Here is a 16,962-nt window from a genome sequence, read left to right on the forward strand (position 1 = left end):
CCAATAAAGCAACCGGGCCTTTTGCAATTTAATGTATACGACTTAGTGTTTGAAATGGCGCACTCCCGTCACGACCATGGCTAGGTTACGCTCATTACAAGCATCTATGGAGTCCTGATCCTTGATGGAACCGCCCGGCTGAACCACGGCCGTAATGCCCGCCTCAGCAGCAATGGTCACGCAGTCTGGGAACGGGAAGAACGCGTCTGAGGCCATCACGGCGCCCTGCAAATCAAACCCGAAACTTCTGGCTTTCTCAATGGCCTGGCGCAGCGCATCTACCCGGGAGGTCTGCCCTACTCCGCTGGCCAGCAGCTGGTTTCCTTTGGCCAACACAATGGTATTGGACTTGGTGTGCTTGCAAACTTTCAAAGCGAACTCCAATCCTTCAACCTCTTCCGGAGACGGCGCGCGGTTGGTCGCGGTTTTGAACTCCTTGGCAGTCTCAGTGGCCAGGTCTTTGTCTTGCTCTATCACGCCGTTCAATAATGTCTTGAACAGTTTGGCAGGCAGTTGCACCGGCTTCTGTCTCAGCAAAATGCGGTTCTTCTTAGACTTTAACAGCTCCAACGCGTCCTGGTCAAACTCCGGGGCAATTAATACTTCAAAGAACAGCTTGTTCAGTTCCTGGGCGGTGGCCAAGTCAATGGTTTTGTTGGCAATGATCACACCGCCAAACGCTGACACCGGGTCACAGGCCAGAGCATTCAGATAGGCTTGGTGAAGAGAATCGGCAACGGCCACACCACAGGCGTTGGTATGTTTTAAGATGGCCACGGCGGGCTGGTCAGAAAACTCGGCCATGAGTAACACAGCAGCATCCACGTCTACTAGGTTATTGTAAGACAACTCTTTACCGTTGAGTTTGTCAAAAAGTTGGTCCAGGTTGCCATAGAATGTACCAGCCTGGTGCGGATTCTCGCCGTAGCGAAGGGCTTGGCTGGTGCGCTCGCTTTGCTTGAAGGCCGGGGCCAGCTCCTGCTCCTTGCTCAGGTGGTTAAAGATGTGCGTGTCATAATGCGAAGACACGTCAAACGCCTTCGCGGCAAAACGCTTTCTGTCAGATAAATCAGTACTGCCGTCTTTGGCCTGGAGCAATTCTACCACCTCGCCGTACTGCTCACGGTTAGAGACAATGAGCACATCCTGGAAGTTTTTGGCCGCCGCCCTAATCAAGGAAATACCGCCAATGTCAATCTTCTCAATGATGTCTTCCACTGCCGCGCCAGAGGCCACTGTTTCTTCAAACGGGTACAAATCCACAATCACCAAATCCAAGGCCGGAATCTGGAAGTGGCGCAATTCCTGCTGGTCCTGCTCATGCCCGCGGCGGTGCAGAATTCCCCCAAATATTTTTGGATGCAAAGTCTTCACGCGCCCACCGAAGATGGAGGGATAATCAGTTACGTTCTCTACCGGCACTACTTCAACGCCCAGCTTTTCCAGGAAATCCTGAGTTCCGCCGGTAGAGTAAAAGGTCACGCCTTGTTTCTGCAACTCGCGCACCAGCGGCTCCAGGCCGTCTTTGTAATACACAGAAATTAAGGCAGATTTGATTTTAACGGTATTCATATAGTTGAGAATGATTGGGTTCTTATTGGAAACTTTAAGGCAGAACGCCTTTGTACATACGTTGCCACCCCAAACTCCAGATGAAGTTGGGTATGCCAATAAAGCAAACTATCACAGCAGGTAATGTCCTTGAAGGGAACGCGCGAAAAGATGGCGGGCAGATGAAGTGAGCAAAACACAGAGGGCTGGCGTAGTCGCTTCATCTTTGGCAGGTTAGGCTCTGGGGGTCTGTTTCTCCTGGGTGAGTAACTCTTCTACCACGCGCGGCAGGTGTTGGTGCTCCAGGGAAAGCACGCGCGCCGCCAGGGTCTCGCAGGTATCGTCTGGCCGTACGGGGCACGTCTCCTGGTAAATGGGTGCGCCCTCGTCATAGTGCTCATTCACGTAATGAATGGTGATGCCCGTCTGTGCCTCTGCCGCATCCAGCACCGCTTGGTGCACATGCTGTCCGTGCATGCCTTTGCCGCCAAACCTGGGCAACAACGCCGGATGAATATTGATGATTTTGTTATGGAAGGCCTTCACAAACTCTGCCGGCAACAGCCACAGAAAGCCGGCCAGCACAATTAGGTCCGGCTCATAGGCATAGACTTGCTGCGCGACGGTTCCGTCCTTTAAAGAAGGTCTGTCAAAGACGACGGTGGGTACGTTAAAGTTTTCGGCACGCTGCAGGGCAAACGCATCTGGGTTGTTGGAGAAGAGCGCCGCCACCTGAATGGCTGGGTGGTTCTCAAACTGTTCCAGCAGGCGCTGGGCGTTGCTCCCGGAGCCGGAAGCGAAAATGACGATGTTCTTTTTAGAAGAAGTACCCAAAACAGCGAGTCATGCAGATGGAAGAGCAAAGATAGCGTTTTTGCCTTCTTTTCCAGAAAATAGGCTAAAAACGATGGAATTGTTTTCGTGGGAGGCCTCGTATTTCTTTCTTCCCATTCCTCCGCCGTTGTTGGTGTTCTCACCAACGATCCAGACTGCCATCCAAGCAGCTCCTTCTATGGGGCAGAAGTTTCTTCCGTGACTCGCTGTTAGGCATTTGCCGTGCACTTCCGTTGGCCTTTGCCTTGGCAGTGCCGTCTGTTCCGGTGCGAAAGACCAACCTTGTTTCATTTCTTCTGCTAAGCGCTCACGGCCGCGAGGCCCCGTCCCGGCCCTTCGCACTGCTGTTGTTTGTGGGACTTTGTCCCTGCCGTCGCTGGCCGCGGCGCACAAACACCAGAGGCGCTCAGGACCAGGACTGGTTTCGGTCCCATTCTGCTGCTGTTGGATGGTTGGTTTAGCTTGTTGCAGGTGATAGCTTTGGCTGTCGGTGCAGAGTCACGCGTGCCAAGGCACGGTTTGTTATTCTCTTTCCCGCATTGGTAGTCCCTGTCTAGAACGGCCTCTCCCAACGCGGATACCCCCTTGAGGGGGGCGAAGGGGGGTGTTTACACCTGTAGAATTTTAGCATTCCGTCCTCCTTTGAAGGAAGTAAGGGGATGGAAGGTGGTTACCAATTGCGACGGCTTCTACTCAAAATGCCTTGTAGCATCCGGTAGGATGTAATAGTGTTCGCGAGCGAGGACGTGGGAGTGACTTCGCAAGAAACCGTTTTTGGCTTGTTTTCCAGAAAATAGGCTAAAAACGGCCAAATTAATTTAAGCGGGCCAGCCCCGTAGGCAATTGTTTGTTCTGGATAGGCTGGTGCGACTGGATTCTGGGTTTCTTCTCTGTGAGGTATTTCCAATAGCGCTTTGGCATATGGCGCATGTGCAGTTTCTTGTTGCGCCGTTCTGGAATGTTGACGTGGTCAAAGTACGCCTGCCACAGTTGTTGGTACAAAGGCTCTACACCCGCTAGGATATCCTGCGGCAAATCTATCTTTTGGAACGCCGGTGCTTCTTCTTCCATAGACACCAGCTCTACAAACTGGCCATTATAGAACGCGCCGTACTGCCGCTTTACGTCATAGATAAGCCATTGCTGGTCGGCGTAGCGTTTCTCAAAGTGGGTGACAATCAAAGGCAACACGTTGAAGTCAGGTTGGATGGGCGCTACGTATAGGCCGTCTTGAGTGCACTGGAACCTGACAAAGGCTTCCATGCGGTGCTTCTCTCTAAACATCTGCTTGCCCACCTGCGCCATCTTCTGCACGCAGGGCTCCGCGAAGTTCTCTTCTATGCCCTCCTGCTGACTGGAGAAGACCAATTGCACAAACTGCCAGATGAGCATCTCAAACCCCGCCTGTTCCCAGAGGTAGGCTTTGTACACGTTCTCCCACGCCGGCTTTGACAGTTTCTTTCCCAAGCCTTCCCAAACGCGTTTGGCTTTGGCCTCGTCTGAAGGAATGAAATGGTGCTCGGCAAAAATACCGGGAGGTGCCTCGCCTTCTTTCCCTATCTGGTCTGGCCACGCCTTGCGCTCATACGCCTCAAAGATGACCGTGAGCAGTCCCTCAAAAGAGCCGTCATAGGTATAGAAGTGCATAGCCAAAGGATACGCGAGCTTAGGAAGCGATGCGGATGTTGCTCAAGGCGGCGTTGGCGGCTTCTTCCTGGCGCTGGGCAGATAGTTGGCGCAGATAAGGCACCAGGGTGCTTAGCTTGCAACGGAAAGAAACAGGAGCTACAGTTTGGCGGGCAGTGATAGATTGCATGGCAGTAATGGTTTGATTTTTAACAAGTAAGATTTTCTTTTGTTTGGGAGCGTTCAGCTTCCCAGTTCTGGGGTTCCGGTGGCGGCGGCTCAGCTGGCCTGCTGAAACAAATCCAGCTGACTTCCCCACAGACCGTTTCTGTCTCCCTTTTCCCCGAAAAGGATTCTTCTTCGGATGGCTTCCTCGTCCCATTCTCTCGTCTCCAAACTGCGCCCTCCGCAGGTGATAAAATACTTGGCCCGTTTAATGACTACTCCAATCTGTTTCAGGTTCTCCCAACTGAGGTAGGCAAAGCGGCGGGCCGCCACTATCTTTTTGGCTGACTTCAATCCAATGCCCGGCACCCGGACAATCATCTCATAGTCTGCCGTGTTAATCTCTAAAGGAAACACGTGCCGGTTGCGCAACGCCCAAGCCAACTTAGGGTCAATCTGCAAATCCAGGTTAGGGTTTTGTTCATCCAGCAACTCCTTGGCATCAAAACCATACAAGCGCATGAGCCAATCTGCCTGATACAACCGGTTCTCTCTGATAATGGGCGGCGTGCTGATGATAGGCAGGCGGCTGTCTGTCACCACGGGCACGTAGCCAGAATAATAGACCCGCTTTAACTCAAAGTTCTTGTACAAGCCACTGGACAAGGCCAGGATTTGACGGTCACTCTCGGGCGTGGCACCCACTATCAATTGCGTGCTTTGTCCGGCTGGCGCGAACGACGGCGTGGACTTGAACAGCTTTTTCTCTTCCTTCACCAAAACCAACTGGTCTTTGATGTTTCCCATGGGCGTGAGAATTTCTTGGTAGTTCTTCTCAGGCGCCAAGGTCTGCAGGCTCAGTTCAGAAGGAAGCTCAATGTTCACACTCAGCCTGTCGGCATATTTACCGGCTTCTTTGATGAGTTCTTCGCTAGCCCCTGGAATAGTCTTGAGGTGGATGTACCCATTGAAGTTGTGCTCCAGGCGCAGCTTCTTGGCAATGCGCACCAAGCGCTCCATGGTATAGTCAGAGTCCTTGAAAATACCAGAACTCAGAAACAGACCTTCAATGTAATTGCGACGGTAGAAGTTGATGGTTAAATCCACTACCTCTTGCACGGTGAACCCCACGCGCTTCACGTCATTGCTCTTTCTAGACACGCAGTAGGCACAGTCAAAAATGCAGAAGTTGGTCAGCAGGATTTTGAGCAGAGACACGCAACGGCCATCCTCGGTGTAGCTGTGGCAAATGCCCATTCCTTCGGCGTTGCCTAATCCTTTGCCTTCGTTTTTGCGTTTACCGCCGCTAGAAGAGCAAGAGACGTCGTACTTAGCCGAGTCTGCCAAAATGCTTAGCTTTTCAATGATAGTGTTCTGCATCTGTGTGGGTTTATCTTCTCCTGAATGCGTTAGCAAGATACTAACCACTCGCTTTTATAACTAATATTTTTAGCTTTTGTTTTCCACAAGCTGATGTTCATATGTTTATAACGCTAAAAAAATTAGCATATATAGCTTCTATGCCAGATATGGATGATTTTTGCGTACTTTAGAAGGATGGATCATTGGGCATGAACGCTAACAGACCCGGCACCGGTCTTTTGCAGACCCTTAGAGTTGCCACAATCTTTCTACTGTTTTCTTGGCTGTGGCTTTATGGCTCACCCATGGCCTGCGCCCAGGTGGTGGTGCCAGATACCTCCTTTGTCCCCTCGCCCGTTATAGCTCCTGTAGACACGGTTGCCAAAGACTCTATCCACCAAAAGCGGTTCCTGGATTTTTTGCGGCGCATGAGCCAGCGCAAAACCATTTTTGGCAGAGCCATCAGAGCGTTGGTGGTTTTTAAACCGCGCAAACTGGAAGGCCCCGTAGACGCAGAGCTTCTCCCCCAAGACCAGGATCAGCATAATTACAAGGTGGTGCGCAAAATCCATTTTGTGAGAATGGATGCCTTCGGCTACAACATCAATGACACCTTGCAAGTACCAGACAATGGGCTGGAGAAGTTTGGCAACGCCCTGCACTCCAGGTCCAAGCCCCGGCTGCTGCGCAACAAGCTGCTGTTTCAGAAGGGCAAGATTCTGGAGCCATTGGCCCTTTCTGAGTCAGAGCGTCTGTTGCGCCAGACGGACTATATAGTAGATGCGCGCGTTCTGGTCAATGAAGCCACCTCCACCCAGGACAGCGTAGACGTCACGGTCATCACCAAAGACATCTTCAGCCTGAGTGGTTCTGGGTCTGTAAGCACCTCGGGCACCCGGCTGGCTTTGCGGGACATGAACTTTATGGGATTAGGGCACCAGATACGCACCGTGGGCCGGTTTGGGATGGATGACCCGCAGGGCTGGCTGTTCCAGGGGAGCTACGTGATAGAGAACCTCTACCGCTCCTACATCTCGGCCCAGTTGATCTACCGCAATGAGTACACCTACAAACAGCAGGGCATCTCTTTTCAGCGCGATTTTTACTCCACCAACACCAAATACGCCGGCGGGGCTTCCATTTTCTGGTACCAGACCCTGCAAAAAGACTTTTATGAGCCCGAGGTGTATGACACGGACCCCGTTCCCGCGCCGGCCGCCATCCTCTACAAACCCTTGGATTACAACATCCAGGATGTGTGGGTGGGCCGCGCCTTCCGCCTCAAGTCCTATGACCTGGGCCAGGACAACCCGGGCCGCCTTATTACCGCCCTGCGGGTCATGAACGTGCAATACACGCAAGGCACCGGCCCTACCATCCAAAGTGCCAGGTTGTACCTGTCTGGCCTGGGTTACAGTTTCAGGAGGTATTACAAAGACCAGTACCTGTTTGGTTTTGGTAGAACAGAGGATATTCCGGCGGGTAATCTATTGGCGGTGACGGCAGGCTTTGAAGACGGCTCTGCCAAAAACCGCCTGTACTTTGGCACCAAGGCCGCGTTTGGCAAGTACCGTCCCAACTTTGGGTATCTGTACGGCGGCATTGAGTATGGCAGCTACCGGTACCAGGACGCTTGGGAACAGGGCGTGCTCACCTCTGAGGCCTTGTATTTTACGCCGCTCTACAAGCTCAACCGCTGGCGCTGGCGTCATTTTCTCTGGAACAGAACCCAGATTGGCCTGCGCCGCCCAGATTTGTTTGCCCTGCACATTAACCAGGAAGACGGCATCAGGGGGTTTAGGTCTGAGACGGTGCGTGGGTACCGCAAATTTGTCTTGAACTATGAGACCAACTTCTTTGCGCCGGTGACCGTGTTTGGGTTCAGGCTGGCGGTGGTGGGCTTCGCCGATCTGGCCTGGATCACGGACAAGAAGGACGCCTCTCCTTTTTCAGAAAAGCCATACACGGGTTTTGGCATGGGCTTCCGGTTCCGGAACGAATATTTACCCTTCAGCACCATTCAGATTCTGGCAGGCTATTACCCTCGGGTACCCATTGACAACCAAACCGACTTCAAGTTTTTCAGAAGCTCCCGTCCGTATTATGACTTCAATGACCTGCGCTTTACCCAACCCTTGATCACGGAGTTCAGGTAAGCCGTTTTTAGGCTATTTTCTGGAAAAGAGGCCAAAAATGGGCTATCCTTCTGTAGTTGCCATCTATCAGGTATTGCGGGCGCGCTGAATTCTCATTAATTTCCTTAGCTTTATCTCCACCTCGTTCAAAGCAACTTCCTGAAGGCCAGAGATTCTGCACCCGGTTGCTGCCTTTTTTTGCGCACCGTATGGTAAAACGTTTACACACACCGTTCTTTCTGCTTTTTTGGGCTTTGCTGCTCCTTTTGGCAAGCAACAGTCAGGGGCAAAGCACGTCTAACAAGGGGCGTGATTTCTGGCTGGGTTACATGGCGCATTTTGAGGGTACCAACTCCAGAATGAACCTCTACGTCACCTCAGACCGAAACGCCCAAGTGACGGTGGCCGTGGGCCAGAATACTCCATCTACTTATTCTGTGACGGCCAACCAGGTGACGGTCATTCCCATTAGCGTGGCGCAGGCGTATGTGGGCACCTCAGAAGTCATTGAAGCCAAGGCCATCCATGTCACCTCAGATGTGCCGGTGGTGGTCTATTCTCATATCTACTACACCAACAAGTCGGCGGCTACGCTGGTCTTGCCTACCAACACTTTGGGCCGGTCTTACTACGCCATCAGCTATGACCAGCTCTTATACCCCACAGACCCCGGCCGGGCCTCGTCGCAATTGATGGTGGTAGCCCTGGAAGACAATACCACCATTGAAATCACGCCTACCGTGCCTACCTTAGACGGCAAACCCGCTGGTGTGGCATTCTCCCCAGAAAGGCCCCTCATGAAAGGCGAAGTCTACCAGGTACGCACCTTTCAGGACCTAACGGGCACCAAGGTGGAATCCATTGACACAGGCCTGGGTTCCTGCAAGCGCATTGCGGTTTTCTCTGGCAGCGCCTGGACGGCCGTGCCTTTAAACTGCCCGGCCGTGGTGAGCGGCGACAACCTCTACCAGCAACTGTACCCGGTGAGTGCCTGGGGCAAGAACTTTGTGACCGCGCCCTTCAAAAGTCGCTTGGCTGGGGATGTATTTAGAGTTCTGGCTTCTGAGGACAATACTACCATTAGTATCAACGGCACGCCAGTAACCAAAAACAAGGGGCAGTTCCATGAATTTGAGAGCAGCACACCCAATTTCGTTTCCTCAGATAAGCCCATTCTGTTTGCGCAATACGCTAAAACCCAGTCTTGTGACAACGTGCAGGCAGACCCCGAGATGACCTTGGTCAATCCTGTTGAACAGACCCTAAAAGACATTACGCTGTACTCCTCCAAAGACTTCCAGATTTCCAGGCACTACATCAACGTGACCATGAAGGCGCAGGACACGGCCACGTTTCTGATGGACGGCAAAAAGGTGCCGTTCACGCCTATTCCCGCCAATCCACAGTTTGCCTATTCCCAGAACACGGTACAACAGGGAAACCACGCGCTCAAGGCAGACAGCGGGTTCAATGCGGTGGCGTACGGGTTTGGGCAGGTAGAATCATATGGGTACTCGGCGGGGGCCAACGTGAACAACCTGGTGCAGAACATTACGGTGCTGTCAGATTCTGTCTGTGATAGCCGCAACATCAAGTTCAAAGGCTTTGCCATCTACAACCCGCTGGCCTGGAAGTGGTATTTTGGAGATGGCGCCACCTCAACTGAGCAAAATCCTTCGCATACGTTTCCTAAACCCGGCACCTATACGGTATCCTTGGTTACCACCAAGTCCAACGGAAACGACTGTGACTCACAGGACTCTACCTACATTGAGGTAGAGGTACACAACAACCCGCAGGCAGATTTTACTTACAACACGGTCTGCACCAATGAAAGCACGCAGTTCACAGATGCCACCAACGTGACTACCGGCGAGGTCTTGAAAGAGTGGTACTGGAACTTTGGGGACGGCACCAAATCCAGAGAACAAAACCCACTGCACCAGTTCAAGACGCCGGGCACCTACACCGTAACTCTGATGGTGGCAACGCAGGCGCTCTGCATCAATGAAATTCAAAAGGTGATCACCATTTATGCCCCGCCCAAGGCCAAATTCAGCGCACCAGCGGTTTGTGACCAACAACAAATGATGTTCACAGACCAAAGCACCGTGGCCCAGGGAAGCATTACGCAGTGGGCCTGGGATTTTGGCGATGGTTCTGCCCTGACTACGGCCGCCTCGCCCAAGCATTTGTACGCCGCGCCCGGCACCTATTTGGTAAAGATGAAGGTAACCTCAGACAAAGGTTGTGTAGACTCCACCCAGCTTTCGGTGACCGTCAACCACCAACCCATCGCTGAGTTCAACCTACCTGATATTTGCATCAAGGACGATGCGGTCTTCCAGAACACCTCCCGCATCGCCTTGGGCACCCTCTCCTACTTGTGGGAGTTCGGGGACGGCAAGACCTCCACGGAGCGTCACCCGCGCCACCGCTACGCGGCAGAGGGAGTCTACACCGTCAAGCTCACCGCCACTTCAGACAAGGGCTGCGTGGCAACGGCCTCCAACACCTACACCGTGAGCGGCGCCGTGCCCGAGCCGGACTTAAGCGCCTCCTCCTTCTGCCAGAAGCAGGGCGTGCAGTTCACAGACGCCAGCAAAATCGCCTTTGGGAACATTGTGCGCTGGCGCTGGACCTTCGGAGACGGACAATTCTCCGATGACCGAAACCCTAAACACCAATATGCAGCCGCAGGCACCTACCAAGTGAAGCTGCGCGTCTGGTCGGGCATTGTTTGCACAGATTCTCTCACCAAGCAGATCACCGTCGTACCCAACCCCGTGGCCGGATTCACCACGGCCAACGTCTGCGAGGGCGAGGCAGCCCAGTTCACCAACACCTCTACGGCCAACGGCAACGGCGCCCTTTCCTATGACTGGGCCTTTGGGGATGGAAAAACCTCCACGGAGCAGAACCCGAGCCACAAATATACTGCGCCCGGCACCTACTCAGTGACTCTGGTGGTGAAGGCGGCCAACTCCTGCGAAGAAACCTTCACCAAGACCTTCACCGTCTACCCCACTCCGCGCGCGGACTTCTCTCCCACGGTGGGCTGCCAGGCAGACGCGGTCACGTTCCAGGACATGACCAGCCTCTCGGGCGGCAGGCTCACCAAGTGGGCCTGGGATTTTGGGGACGGCACCAGCTCTACGCAACAGAAGGCCAGCCACAAGTACACCAACCCAGGCACCTACGCCGTCCGGCTCACCGTCACCTCAGACAAAGGCTGCGCCAGCACCGTCACCAAGCAAATCGTCATCACGCCTACGCCCGTGGCCACCGCCGGCCCCGACCAGCTGATCTGCGGCAAGACCACTACCACCCTGTCTGCCAATGTAACCAAACCCGCCGCCGGGAAATGGACCGTGACTAGTGGCGCCGGCGGAAACTTCTCTGATGCAACCTCACCCAAGGCCACCTTCACGGGCATAATGAACGAGACCTACGTGCTGCGCTGGACGGCCAGCAACAGCCCCTGTGTCAATGTTTTTGACGAAATGGAAATCAAGTTCAGGCCCACGCCTAAGGCAGACGCTGGCAAAGACGTGGTTTTGGTGGAAGGTGAGAGTACCACCCTGGCCGGCACTGGGGAAGGCAGCCTGAGATGGACGCCGGGCACCAGCCTGAGCAACACCAACACTGGCAACCCGGTGGCCACGCCGCTGGTCACCACCCAATACTACCTGAACGTGCTCTCAGCGGCGGGCTGCCCCAACGTGGACAGCGTGCTGGTGACGGTGCTTAAGAAACTCAAGATCCCGAAGGCCTTCTCACCCAACGGCGACGGCGTGAACGACACCTGGGAGATTCCCGGCGTGGAGGACTACCCTAACCTGAGCATGGAGGTCTACAACCGCTGGGGAGAGCTTGTCTACACCGCCCACGGCTACCCCGTGCCCTGGGACGGCAGGCGCAACGGGGTGGACCTGCCGGTGGGCGCCTACTACTTCATCATCAACCCGCACAACGGGCGTCCTAAGTTCTCTGGGTCTTTAACTATCCTGCGCTAATGGAAAAGCTATTCAGAAAAGTATCGCTTGTGCTGGCATTGGTGTTACTGCTTATGGTAGAAAGCCGTGCCCAGCAGATTCCGCACTACAGCCAGTACACGCTCAATCCGCTTCTCCTAAACCCAGCCATCTCCGGCACCGACAACTATCTGGACGTGCGTGCCGGGTACCGCAACCAGTGGGTGGGGCTGGAGGGCGCGCCCACCTCCTACTACCTGAGCGGCCACATGTCGCTTGGCAAGCTGGACTACAACAGCACGCCCACCACGTTCAGGCCGCAGTCCTTTTCCAAAACCAAGAGCCGCGCCCAGTGGAAGCCCCAGCACAAGAGCACCCTGCAGAAGACCCGCGCCCACCACGGGCTGGGCGCGCTTATCCAGGTGGACCAGGCCGCCGGCCTCAAGCGCACCGATGCCCAGCTCCTCTACGCCTACCACCTGCCGCTCAGCGCCAACGTCAAGCTGGCCGCAGGCATAGCGGCGGGCGTCACGCAGTACGGCCTCAACTGGGAGCACCTCTCCTTCACCAACCCCGGCGACCCGGTGACCAGCGCCAACGACTACCGCAAGACCCGGCCCAACCTGGGCGTGGGCCTCATGGCCTACGGCGACCGCTTCTACGCGGGCGTGTCATTGGCGCAGATCCTGCCCGCTCCGTTCAGCTTCCGGGCCTCGGGGCCGGGCCAGACGCCGGCCAGCCAGCAGCGCCACCTCTTCGCGCACGGCGGCTACCGGTTCGCGGCGGGCCGGCAGTTCAGCGTGCTGCCCTCCCTGGTGCTCAAGTACGCCAGCCCCAGCCCGCTGTCTTTTGACGCCACCGCCAAGGTATACTACCGGGACCAGTTCTGGCTGGGCGGCACCTACCGGCATCATGACGCGGCGGTGGCCATGGCGGGCTTTCAATTGAAACAGCGCCTGCACCTGGGCTACGCCTACGACTTCACCACCAGCGCGCTCGGTACCGTGAGCCACGGCAGCCACGAGGTAGTGCTGGGCCTCATGCTCCGCAACACCCGAGGCGTCTTCTCCCCTTCCCAGTACTGGTAGTTCGTTTTTGGGCTGTTTTCTGGAAAACAGCCCAAAAACGAAGGCTTTGCACAAAGTTTGCGCCGTCTATCCAAGGTGCCGCTTAGAATTTCTACCTTTGTTCAAATAACCATACATTTTTGGACGGCATGCTGCACCTAGGCGACTACAACTACCTTGAAATTCTGAGAGAACTGGACCACGGCTATTATCTGGGCTCTGAGGATGGAGACGTGCTGTTGCCGCGCAAGTACATTCCGGAGGGCGTGCACGTGGGTGACATGATCACCGTCTTTGTATACCGTGACTCTGAAGACCGCCTCATTGCCACCACGCTAGAACCCAAAGCCAAGGTAGACCAGTTTGCCTGTTTGCAGGTGAAAGACATCAGCAATTTTGGGGCATTTATGGAGTGGGGCCTGGAGAAGGATTTGTTTGTGCCGTACCAGAACCAGCATGAGCCCTTGCACGTGGGCCAATGGGCGCTGGTGTACGTGTACTTAGACGAATCTTCTGACCGGTTGGTGGGCTCTACCAAACTGGCTCCCTTTCTTAATTATGATGACATGCCTCCGCAGGAAGGTGAAGAGGTGCAGATTCTGATTGGCCCGGAGAAGGCCCTGGGCTACCAAGTGATGGTAAACAACGGTTTTCTGGGCATGCTCTACCGCAACGAAATCTTCAAACCGCTGCAATCTGGAGAATATACTCAAGGCTTCGTGAAAAAAGTACGGAAAGACAACCGCCTGGATGTGAGCCTGCAAAAACAAAGCTATGATGAGGCCCTGGAAGCCGCCGAAGCCATTCTAGCCAAGCTTAAGGCAGAGGGTGGCACCCTATCCCTCACTGACAAGAGCAGCCCAGAGCTGATCTACCAGACCTTGGGCATGAGCAAGAAGACCTTTAAAAAAGCGATTGGTGCCTTATATAAAAGAGGAGACGTGCAACTATTGCCAGACAGCGTGAGTCTTTCTCCCAAGAACTAGCGCTTGCCCATCCCTTTTGCCATTACCATTGCCCAATGAAATACGTCTGTCTACTTTCTCTTTTTATCTGCAGCGCCCTGTATTGTCAGGCGCAGGCGCCCAAAGTTACCAAGAAAATAACCGCCGCCCGCACGCAGACGCCCCCTAAGCTAGACGGCCTACCAGACGAGGAAATATGGCAGCAGGCACCCGTGGCCTCAGACTTCATACAGAACGTTCCTAACTTGGGAGCTCCCTCCAAGCAGCGCACCGAGGTGCGCATGCTCTATGACGATGCCGCCGTGTACGTGAGCGCCATGCTCTTTGACACCGCCCCAGACTCTATCCTTACCCAGTTAAGCGCCCGTGACGGCGGCCAGGTGAACGCAGACATGTTTGGCGTATACTTTGACACGTATTTAGACAAACAGAACGCTTTCGGGTTTGAGGTGGCCACCTCTGGCGTGCAGACCGATTTTAAGCTGACCAGCAACGGCGATGACCGCGCCTGGGACGCCGTGTGGCAGAGCGCCGTGGCCCGCCATGACAAAGGCTGGTCCGTGGAGATCCGGATTCCGTATTCCGCCATCCGTTTCCCTAATAAGGAGGTACAAACCTGGGGCATTAACTTCTGGCGGGGCATACGCCGCTACCGCGAGGATGCCTTCTGGAACTTCGTGGACAGCTCCGTACAAGGGTTCGTGAATCAGTTTGGCCAGGTAGAAGGCATCTCTAACATCAAGTCTCCGTTACGTCTCTCTTTAATGCCCTACATCTCTGGGTACGCCACGCATAATGAAGCCGGCAAAGACAAGGTGGAAATGAGTGTGAACGGCGGCATGGACGTGAAATACGGTATCAACGACGCCTTCACCCTGGACATGACCTTGGTCCCGGACTTCGGGCAGACGCAGTCAGACGCCCAAGTACTGAACCTCTCTCCGTTTGAGGTGCGCTTCAATGAAAATCGGCAGTTCTTTACAGAAGGGACAGAACTCTTTAACAAAGCCGGTCTTTTCTACTCCAGGCGCATTGGCACCACGCCAATAGAATACTTCAGCCTGCCCTATGACAAACAGCGGTACGGCGAAACCATTTCTGTGATAGAAAACCCAGACAAGGCCAGCCTGGTTAACGCTACAAAGGTTTCTGGGCGAACAAACAAGGGCTTGGGCATTGGCGTCTTCAACGCCGTGACCAAAAACACTTATGCTACCCTGCGCAGCGAGGAAATCGGTGAGGAGTTTGAAGTATTAACGGATCCGGTGACCAACTACAACGTGCTGGTGCTGGACCAAAGCCTGCCCAACAGTTCTTACATCACCTTCACCAACACCAATGTGACCAGGGGCCATGGCTATTACAACGCCAACGTGTCTGGGGTGCTGGCCAAGTTCTCCAACAAAAAGAACAGCTATACTGGCGGCGGGCAGTTTAACCTGAGCCAGAAGTATTTTAAAAACACAGAGCCCTCGCAGGAAAAGGTAGACCTGGGCTACACCTATAACGCCTGGTTTGGCAAGACCAGCGGCAACTTTCAGTTTACGGCAGAGCATAGCGTCAAGAACCACACCTATGACATCAATGACCTGGGCTACCTGAGCAACAACAACAGCATTGACAACAAAGCCAACGTACGGTATAACATCTACAAGCCCTTCTGGAAGTTGAACAACCTCTACAACGCCGTGGGCATCCAGCATCGCATGTTGTACAAGCCAGCAGCTTTTTCTCAGATAGTTTACTTTATTGAGACCAACGCCACTACCAAGAACTTCCTGGCTTTTGGCTATACCCTCGCGTTTCTGCCGCACAACAACTATGACTACTTTGAACCCAGGTCTTATGAGAACGGCGTACCAAACCGTAAATGGAGACAGCCCGGCGGCGCAGAGTACAGCGGCTATATTTCCTCTGATTACCGCAAAAGGTTTGCCCTGGATGTAAACGGCGGCATTTTCATCTCAGGAGAATATGACCAGAAGACCTATTGGGTGAATGTAAGCCCCAGAGTGCGCGTGAGTGACCACCTGATGCTCGTTTACAGAACCGGCTACAATGAAAATTTAAACAGCTTTGGTTTTGTAAAGAACCTAACCAGTGGAAACGGGCAAAAAGACATCGTCTTTGGCCGACGCACCGTGAAAACCATTGAGAACAGCCTCACTGGGTCTTACATATTCAATGCCCGCACGGCCTTGAATATTAACGCCCGTCACTATTATTCCAACGCCTCTTATCATGAGTATTTCTTACTGCAGGAAGACGGCAACATGAGTGCATACACTAACATGGCTGAAAGCCCGTCCAGCGCTAACCGCAACTTCAACGCCTTCAACATAGACGTGGTGTACAGCTGGCGGTTTGCCCCGGGCAGTGAGATGAGCATTGTCTGGAAGAATGCCATTTACGATGATCTGGTGCCTACGCACACAAACTATTTCAGGAATTTCAACAATACCCTGCACGCTAACCAATTAAATAGCTTCTCCGTTAAGCTGTTATATTATCTGGACTACCTGGTGATAAAACAAGCCCTCAAAAAATAACGGACTCTATGGAATCTGCCAAAACCGCCCTCATTGCAGGTGCCAGTGGGTTGGTGGGCAGCCACTGCCTGCAACTGCTACTGAATGACCCCAGATACAGCAAGGTCATCTCCATTGGCAGGCGCCCCCTGCACCAAGAACATCCAAAGCTAAAGCAGCTGGTGGTAGACTTCAATGACCTGACCAAGGTGCAGCAAAGCCTGGTGGCAGATGACGTGTACTGCTGCCTGGGTACCACCATCAAAAAGGCGGGCTCTAAGGAAAACTTCCGGAAGGTGGACTTGCATTACGTGGTGAACCTGGCCAAAATCACCGCCAAGAACTTCGCCACGCAGTTTCTGGTAGTCTCTGCCTTGGACGCAGACCCAGAGTCGCATATTTTCTATAACCACACCAAAGGCGAAATGGAGCAGGCCGTGAAAGCGCTGCCCTTCACCGCCGTGCACATTTTCCAGCCGTCTTTGCTTTTGGGCAACCGCCAGGAGAAACGAACGGGTGAGACTATGGCCGCCGTCGCCATGCGCTGGTTTGGGTTCCTGCTGCGCGGCCCTCTGCGCAAGTACAGGCCCATTCAAGCCAAAACCGTAGCCAAAGCCATGCTGGAAGCTGCCAAACAAGACGGCGGTGGCGTGCTGGTACACCCTTCTGAGCAAATGCAGCAATACGCAGCCTAATGGTTGATTGCTGATTGTTGTTTTTGGCTTGTTTTCTGGAAAAGAGGCTAAAAACGGCTA

At 53.9% G+C, this 16,962-nt stretch carries 11 protein-coding genes; 6 read left to right on the forward strand and 5 right to left on the reverse strand.

The features are described 5' to 3' along the window. Positions 1-42: 42 nt before the first annotated feature. The 5 genes from purH to GU926_RS08815 form a co-directional block, all read right to left on the reverse strand. A complete protein-coding gene (gene purH, locus GU926_RS08795) occupies positions 43-1,572 on the reverse strand; it encodes a bifunctional phosphoribosylaminoimidazolecarboxamide formyltransferase/IMP cyclohydrolase (RefSeq protein WP_160691017.1) in 1,530 nt (509 codons plus the stop codon). Positions 1,573-1,785: 213 nt separating this feature from the next. After that, positions 1,786-2,385, reverse strand: a complete 600-nt coding sequence (purN, locus tag GU926_RS08800) for a phosphoribosylglycinamide formyltransferase (protein WP_160691019.1) — start codon at positions 2,383-2,385, stop codon at positions 1,786-1,788. Between the two features lie 813 nt (positions 2,386-3,198). Then, positions 3,199-4,032: a TIGR03915 family putative DNA repair protein gene (locus tag GU926_RS08805; RefSeq protein WP_160691022.1), complete on the reverse strand. Its 834-nt coding sequence runs from the start codon at positions 4,030-4,032 to the stop codon at positions 3,199-3,201. 19 nt (positions 4,033-4,051) lie between these two features. Next, positions 4,052-4,201: a hypothetical protein gene (locus tag GU926_RS08810; protein WP_160691025.1), complete on the reverse strand. Its 150-nt coding sequence runs from the start codon at positions 4,199-4,201 to the stop codon at positions 4,052-4,054. Between the two features lie 89 nt (positions 4,202-4,290). Then, positions 4,291-5,556 (reverse strand): putative DNA modification/repair radical SAM protein, encoded by a 1,266-nt coding sequence (locus GU926_RS08815; RefSeq protein ID WP_160691027.1) that lies wholly within the window; start codon positions 5,554-5,556, stop codon positions 4,291-4,293. Between the two features lie 191 nt (positions 5,557-5,747). On the opposite strand from GU926_RS08815, the gene GU926_RS08820 reads away from it, so the two are divergent. From GU926_RS08820 to GU926_RS08845, 6 genes are all read left to right on the forward strand, one after another. Beyond that, positions 5,748-7,694: a BamA/TamA family outer membrane protein gene (locus tag GU926_RS08820; protein ID WP_160691030.1), complete on the forward strand. Its 1,947-nt coding sequence runs from the start codon at positions 5,748-5,750 to the stop codon at positions 7,692-7,694. Positions 7,695-8,002: 308 nt separating this feature from the next. Further along, positions 8,003-11,689, forward strand: a complete 3,687-nt coding sequence (locus GU926_RS18655) for a PKD domain-containing protein (RefSeq protein ID WP_160691033.1) — start codon at positions 8,003-8,005, stop codon at positions 11,687-11,689. Next, entirely contained in the window at positions 11,689-12,735 is a 1,047-nt protein-coding gene (locus GU926_RS08830) for a PorP/SprF family type IX secretion system membrane protein (protein ID WP_160691035.1), read from the forward strand. Before GU926_RS18655 ends, GU926_RS08830 begins: the two co-directional genes overlap by 1 nt. A 128-nt stretch (positions 12,736-12,863) precedes the next feature. Further along, positions 12,864-13,700: a CvfB family protein gene (locus GU926_RS08835; protein ID WP_160694686.1), complete on the forward strand. Its 837-nt coding sequence runs from the start codon at positions 12,864-12,866 to the stop codon at positions 13,698-13,700. A 35-nt stretch (positions 13,701-13,735) separates the two neighbouring features. Then, complete coding sequence (locus tag GU926_RS08840) at positions 13,736-16,228, forward strand: DUF5916 domain-containing protein (RefSeq protein WP_160691037.1); 2,493 nt, start codon at positions 13,736-13,738, stop codon at positions 16,226-16,228. Positions 16,229-16,236: 8 nt separating this feature from the next. Further along, positions 16,237-16,902, forward strand: a complete 666-nt coding sequence (locus GU926_RS08845) for an oxidoreductase (protein ID WP_160691039.1) — start codon at positions 16,237-16,239, stop codon at positions 16,900-16,902. Positions 16,903-16,962: the final 60 nt, after the last annotated feature.

Source organism: Nibribacter ruber, assembly GCF_009913235.1.
Classification (GTDB): domain Bacteria; phylum Bacteroidota; class Bacteroidia; order Cytophagales; family Hymenobacteraceae; genus Nibribacter; species Nibribacter ruber.

Excerpts from the sequence above, each read along its gene's own strand:
- purH (WP_160691017.1), bottom strand. The coding sequence starts at position 1,572 with ATGAATACCGTTAAAATCAAATCTGCCTTAATTTCTGTGTATTACAAA.
- GU926_RS08805 (WP_160691022.1), bottom strand. The coding sequence starts at position 4,032 with ATGCACTTCTATACCTATGACGGCTCTTTTGAGGGACTGCTCACGGTC.
- GU926_RS08810 (WP_160691025.1), bottom strand. The coding sequence starts at position 4,201 with ATGCAATCTATCACTGCCCGCCAAACTGTAGCTCCTGTTTCTTTCCGT.
- GU926_RS08815 (WP_160691027.1), bottom strand. The coding sequence starts at position 5,556 with ATGCAGAACACTATCATTGAAAAGCTAAGCATTTTGGCAGACTCGGCT.
- GU926_RS08820 (WP_160691030.1), top strand. The coding sequence starts at position 5,748 with ATGAACGCTAACAGACCCGGCACCGGTCTTTTGCAGACCCTTAGAGTT.
- GU926_RS18655 (WP_160691033.1), top strand. The coding sequence starts at position 8,003 with ATGGCGCATTTTGAGGGTACCAACTCCAGAATGAACCTCTACGTCACC.
- GU926_RS08830 (WP_160691035.1), top strand. The coding sequence starts at position 11,689 with ATGGAAAAGCTATTCAGAAAAGTATCGCTTGTGCTGGCATTGGTGTTA.
- GU926_RS08835 (WP_160694686.1), top strand. The coding sequence starts at position 12,864 with ATGCTGCACCTAGGCGACTACAACTACCTTGAAATTCTGAGAGAACTG.
- GU926_RS08840 (WP_160691037.1), top strand. The coding sequence starts at position 13,736 with ATGAAATACGTCTGTCTACTTTCTCTTTTTATCTGCAGCGCCCTGTAT.
- GU926_RS08845 (WP_160691039.1), top strand. The coding sequence starts at position 16,237 with ATGGAATCTGCCAAAACCGCCCTCATTGCAGGTGCCAGTGGGTTGGTG.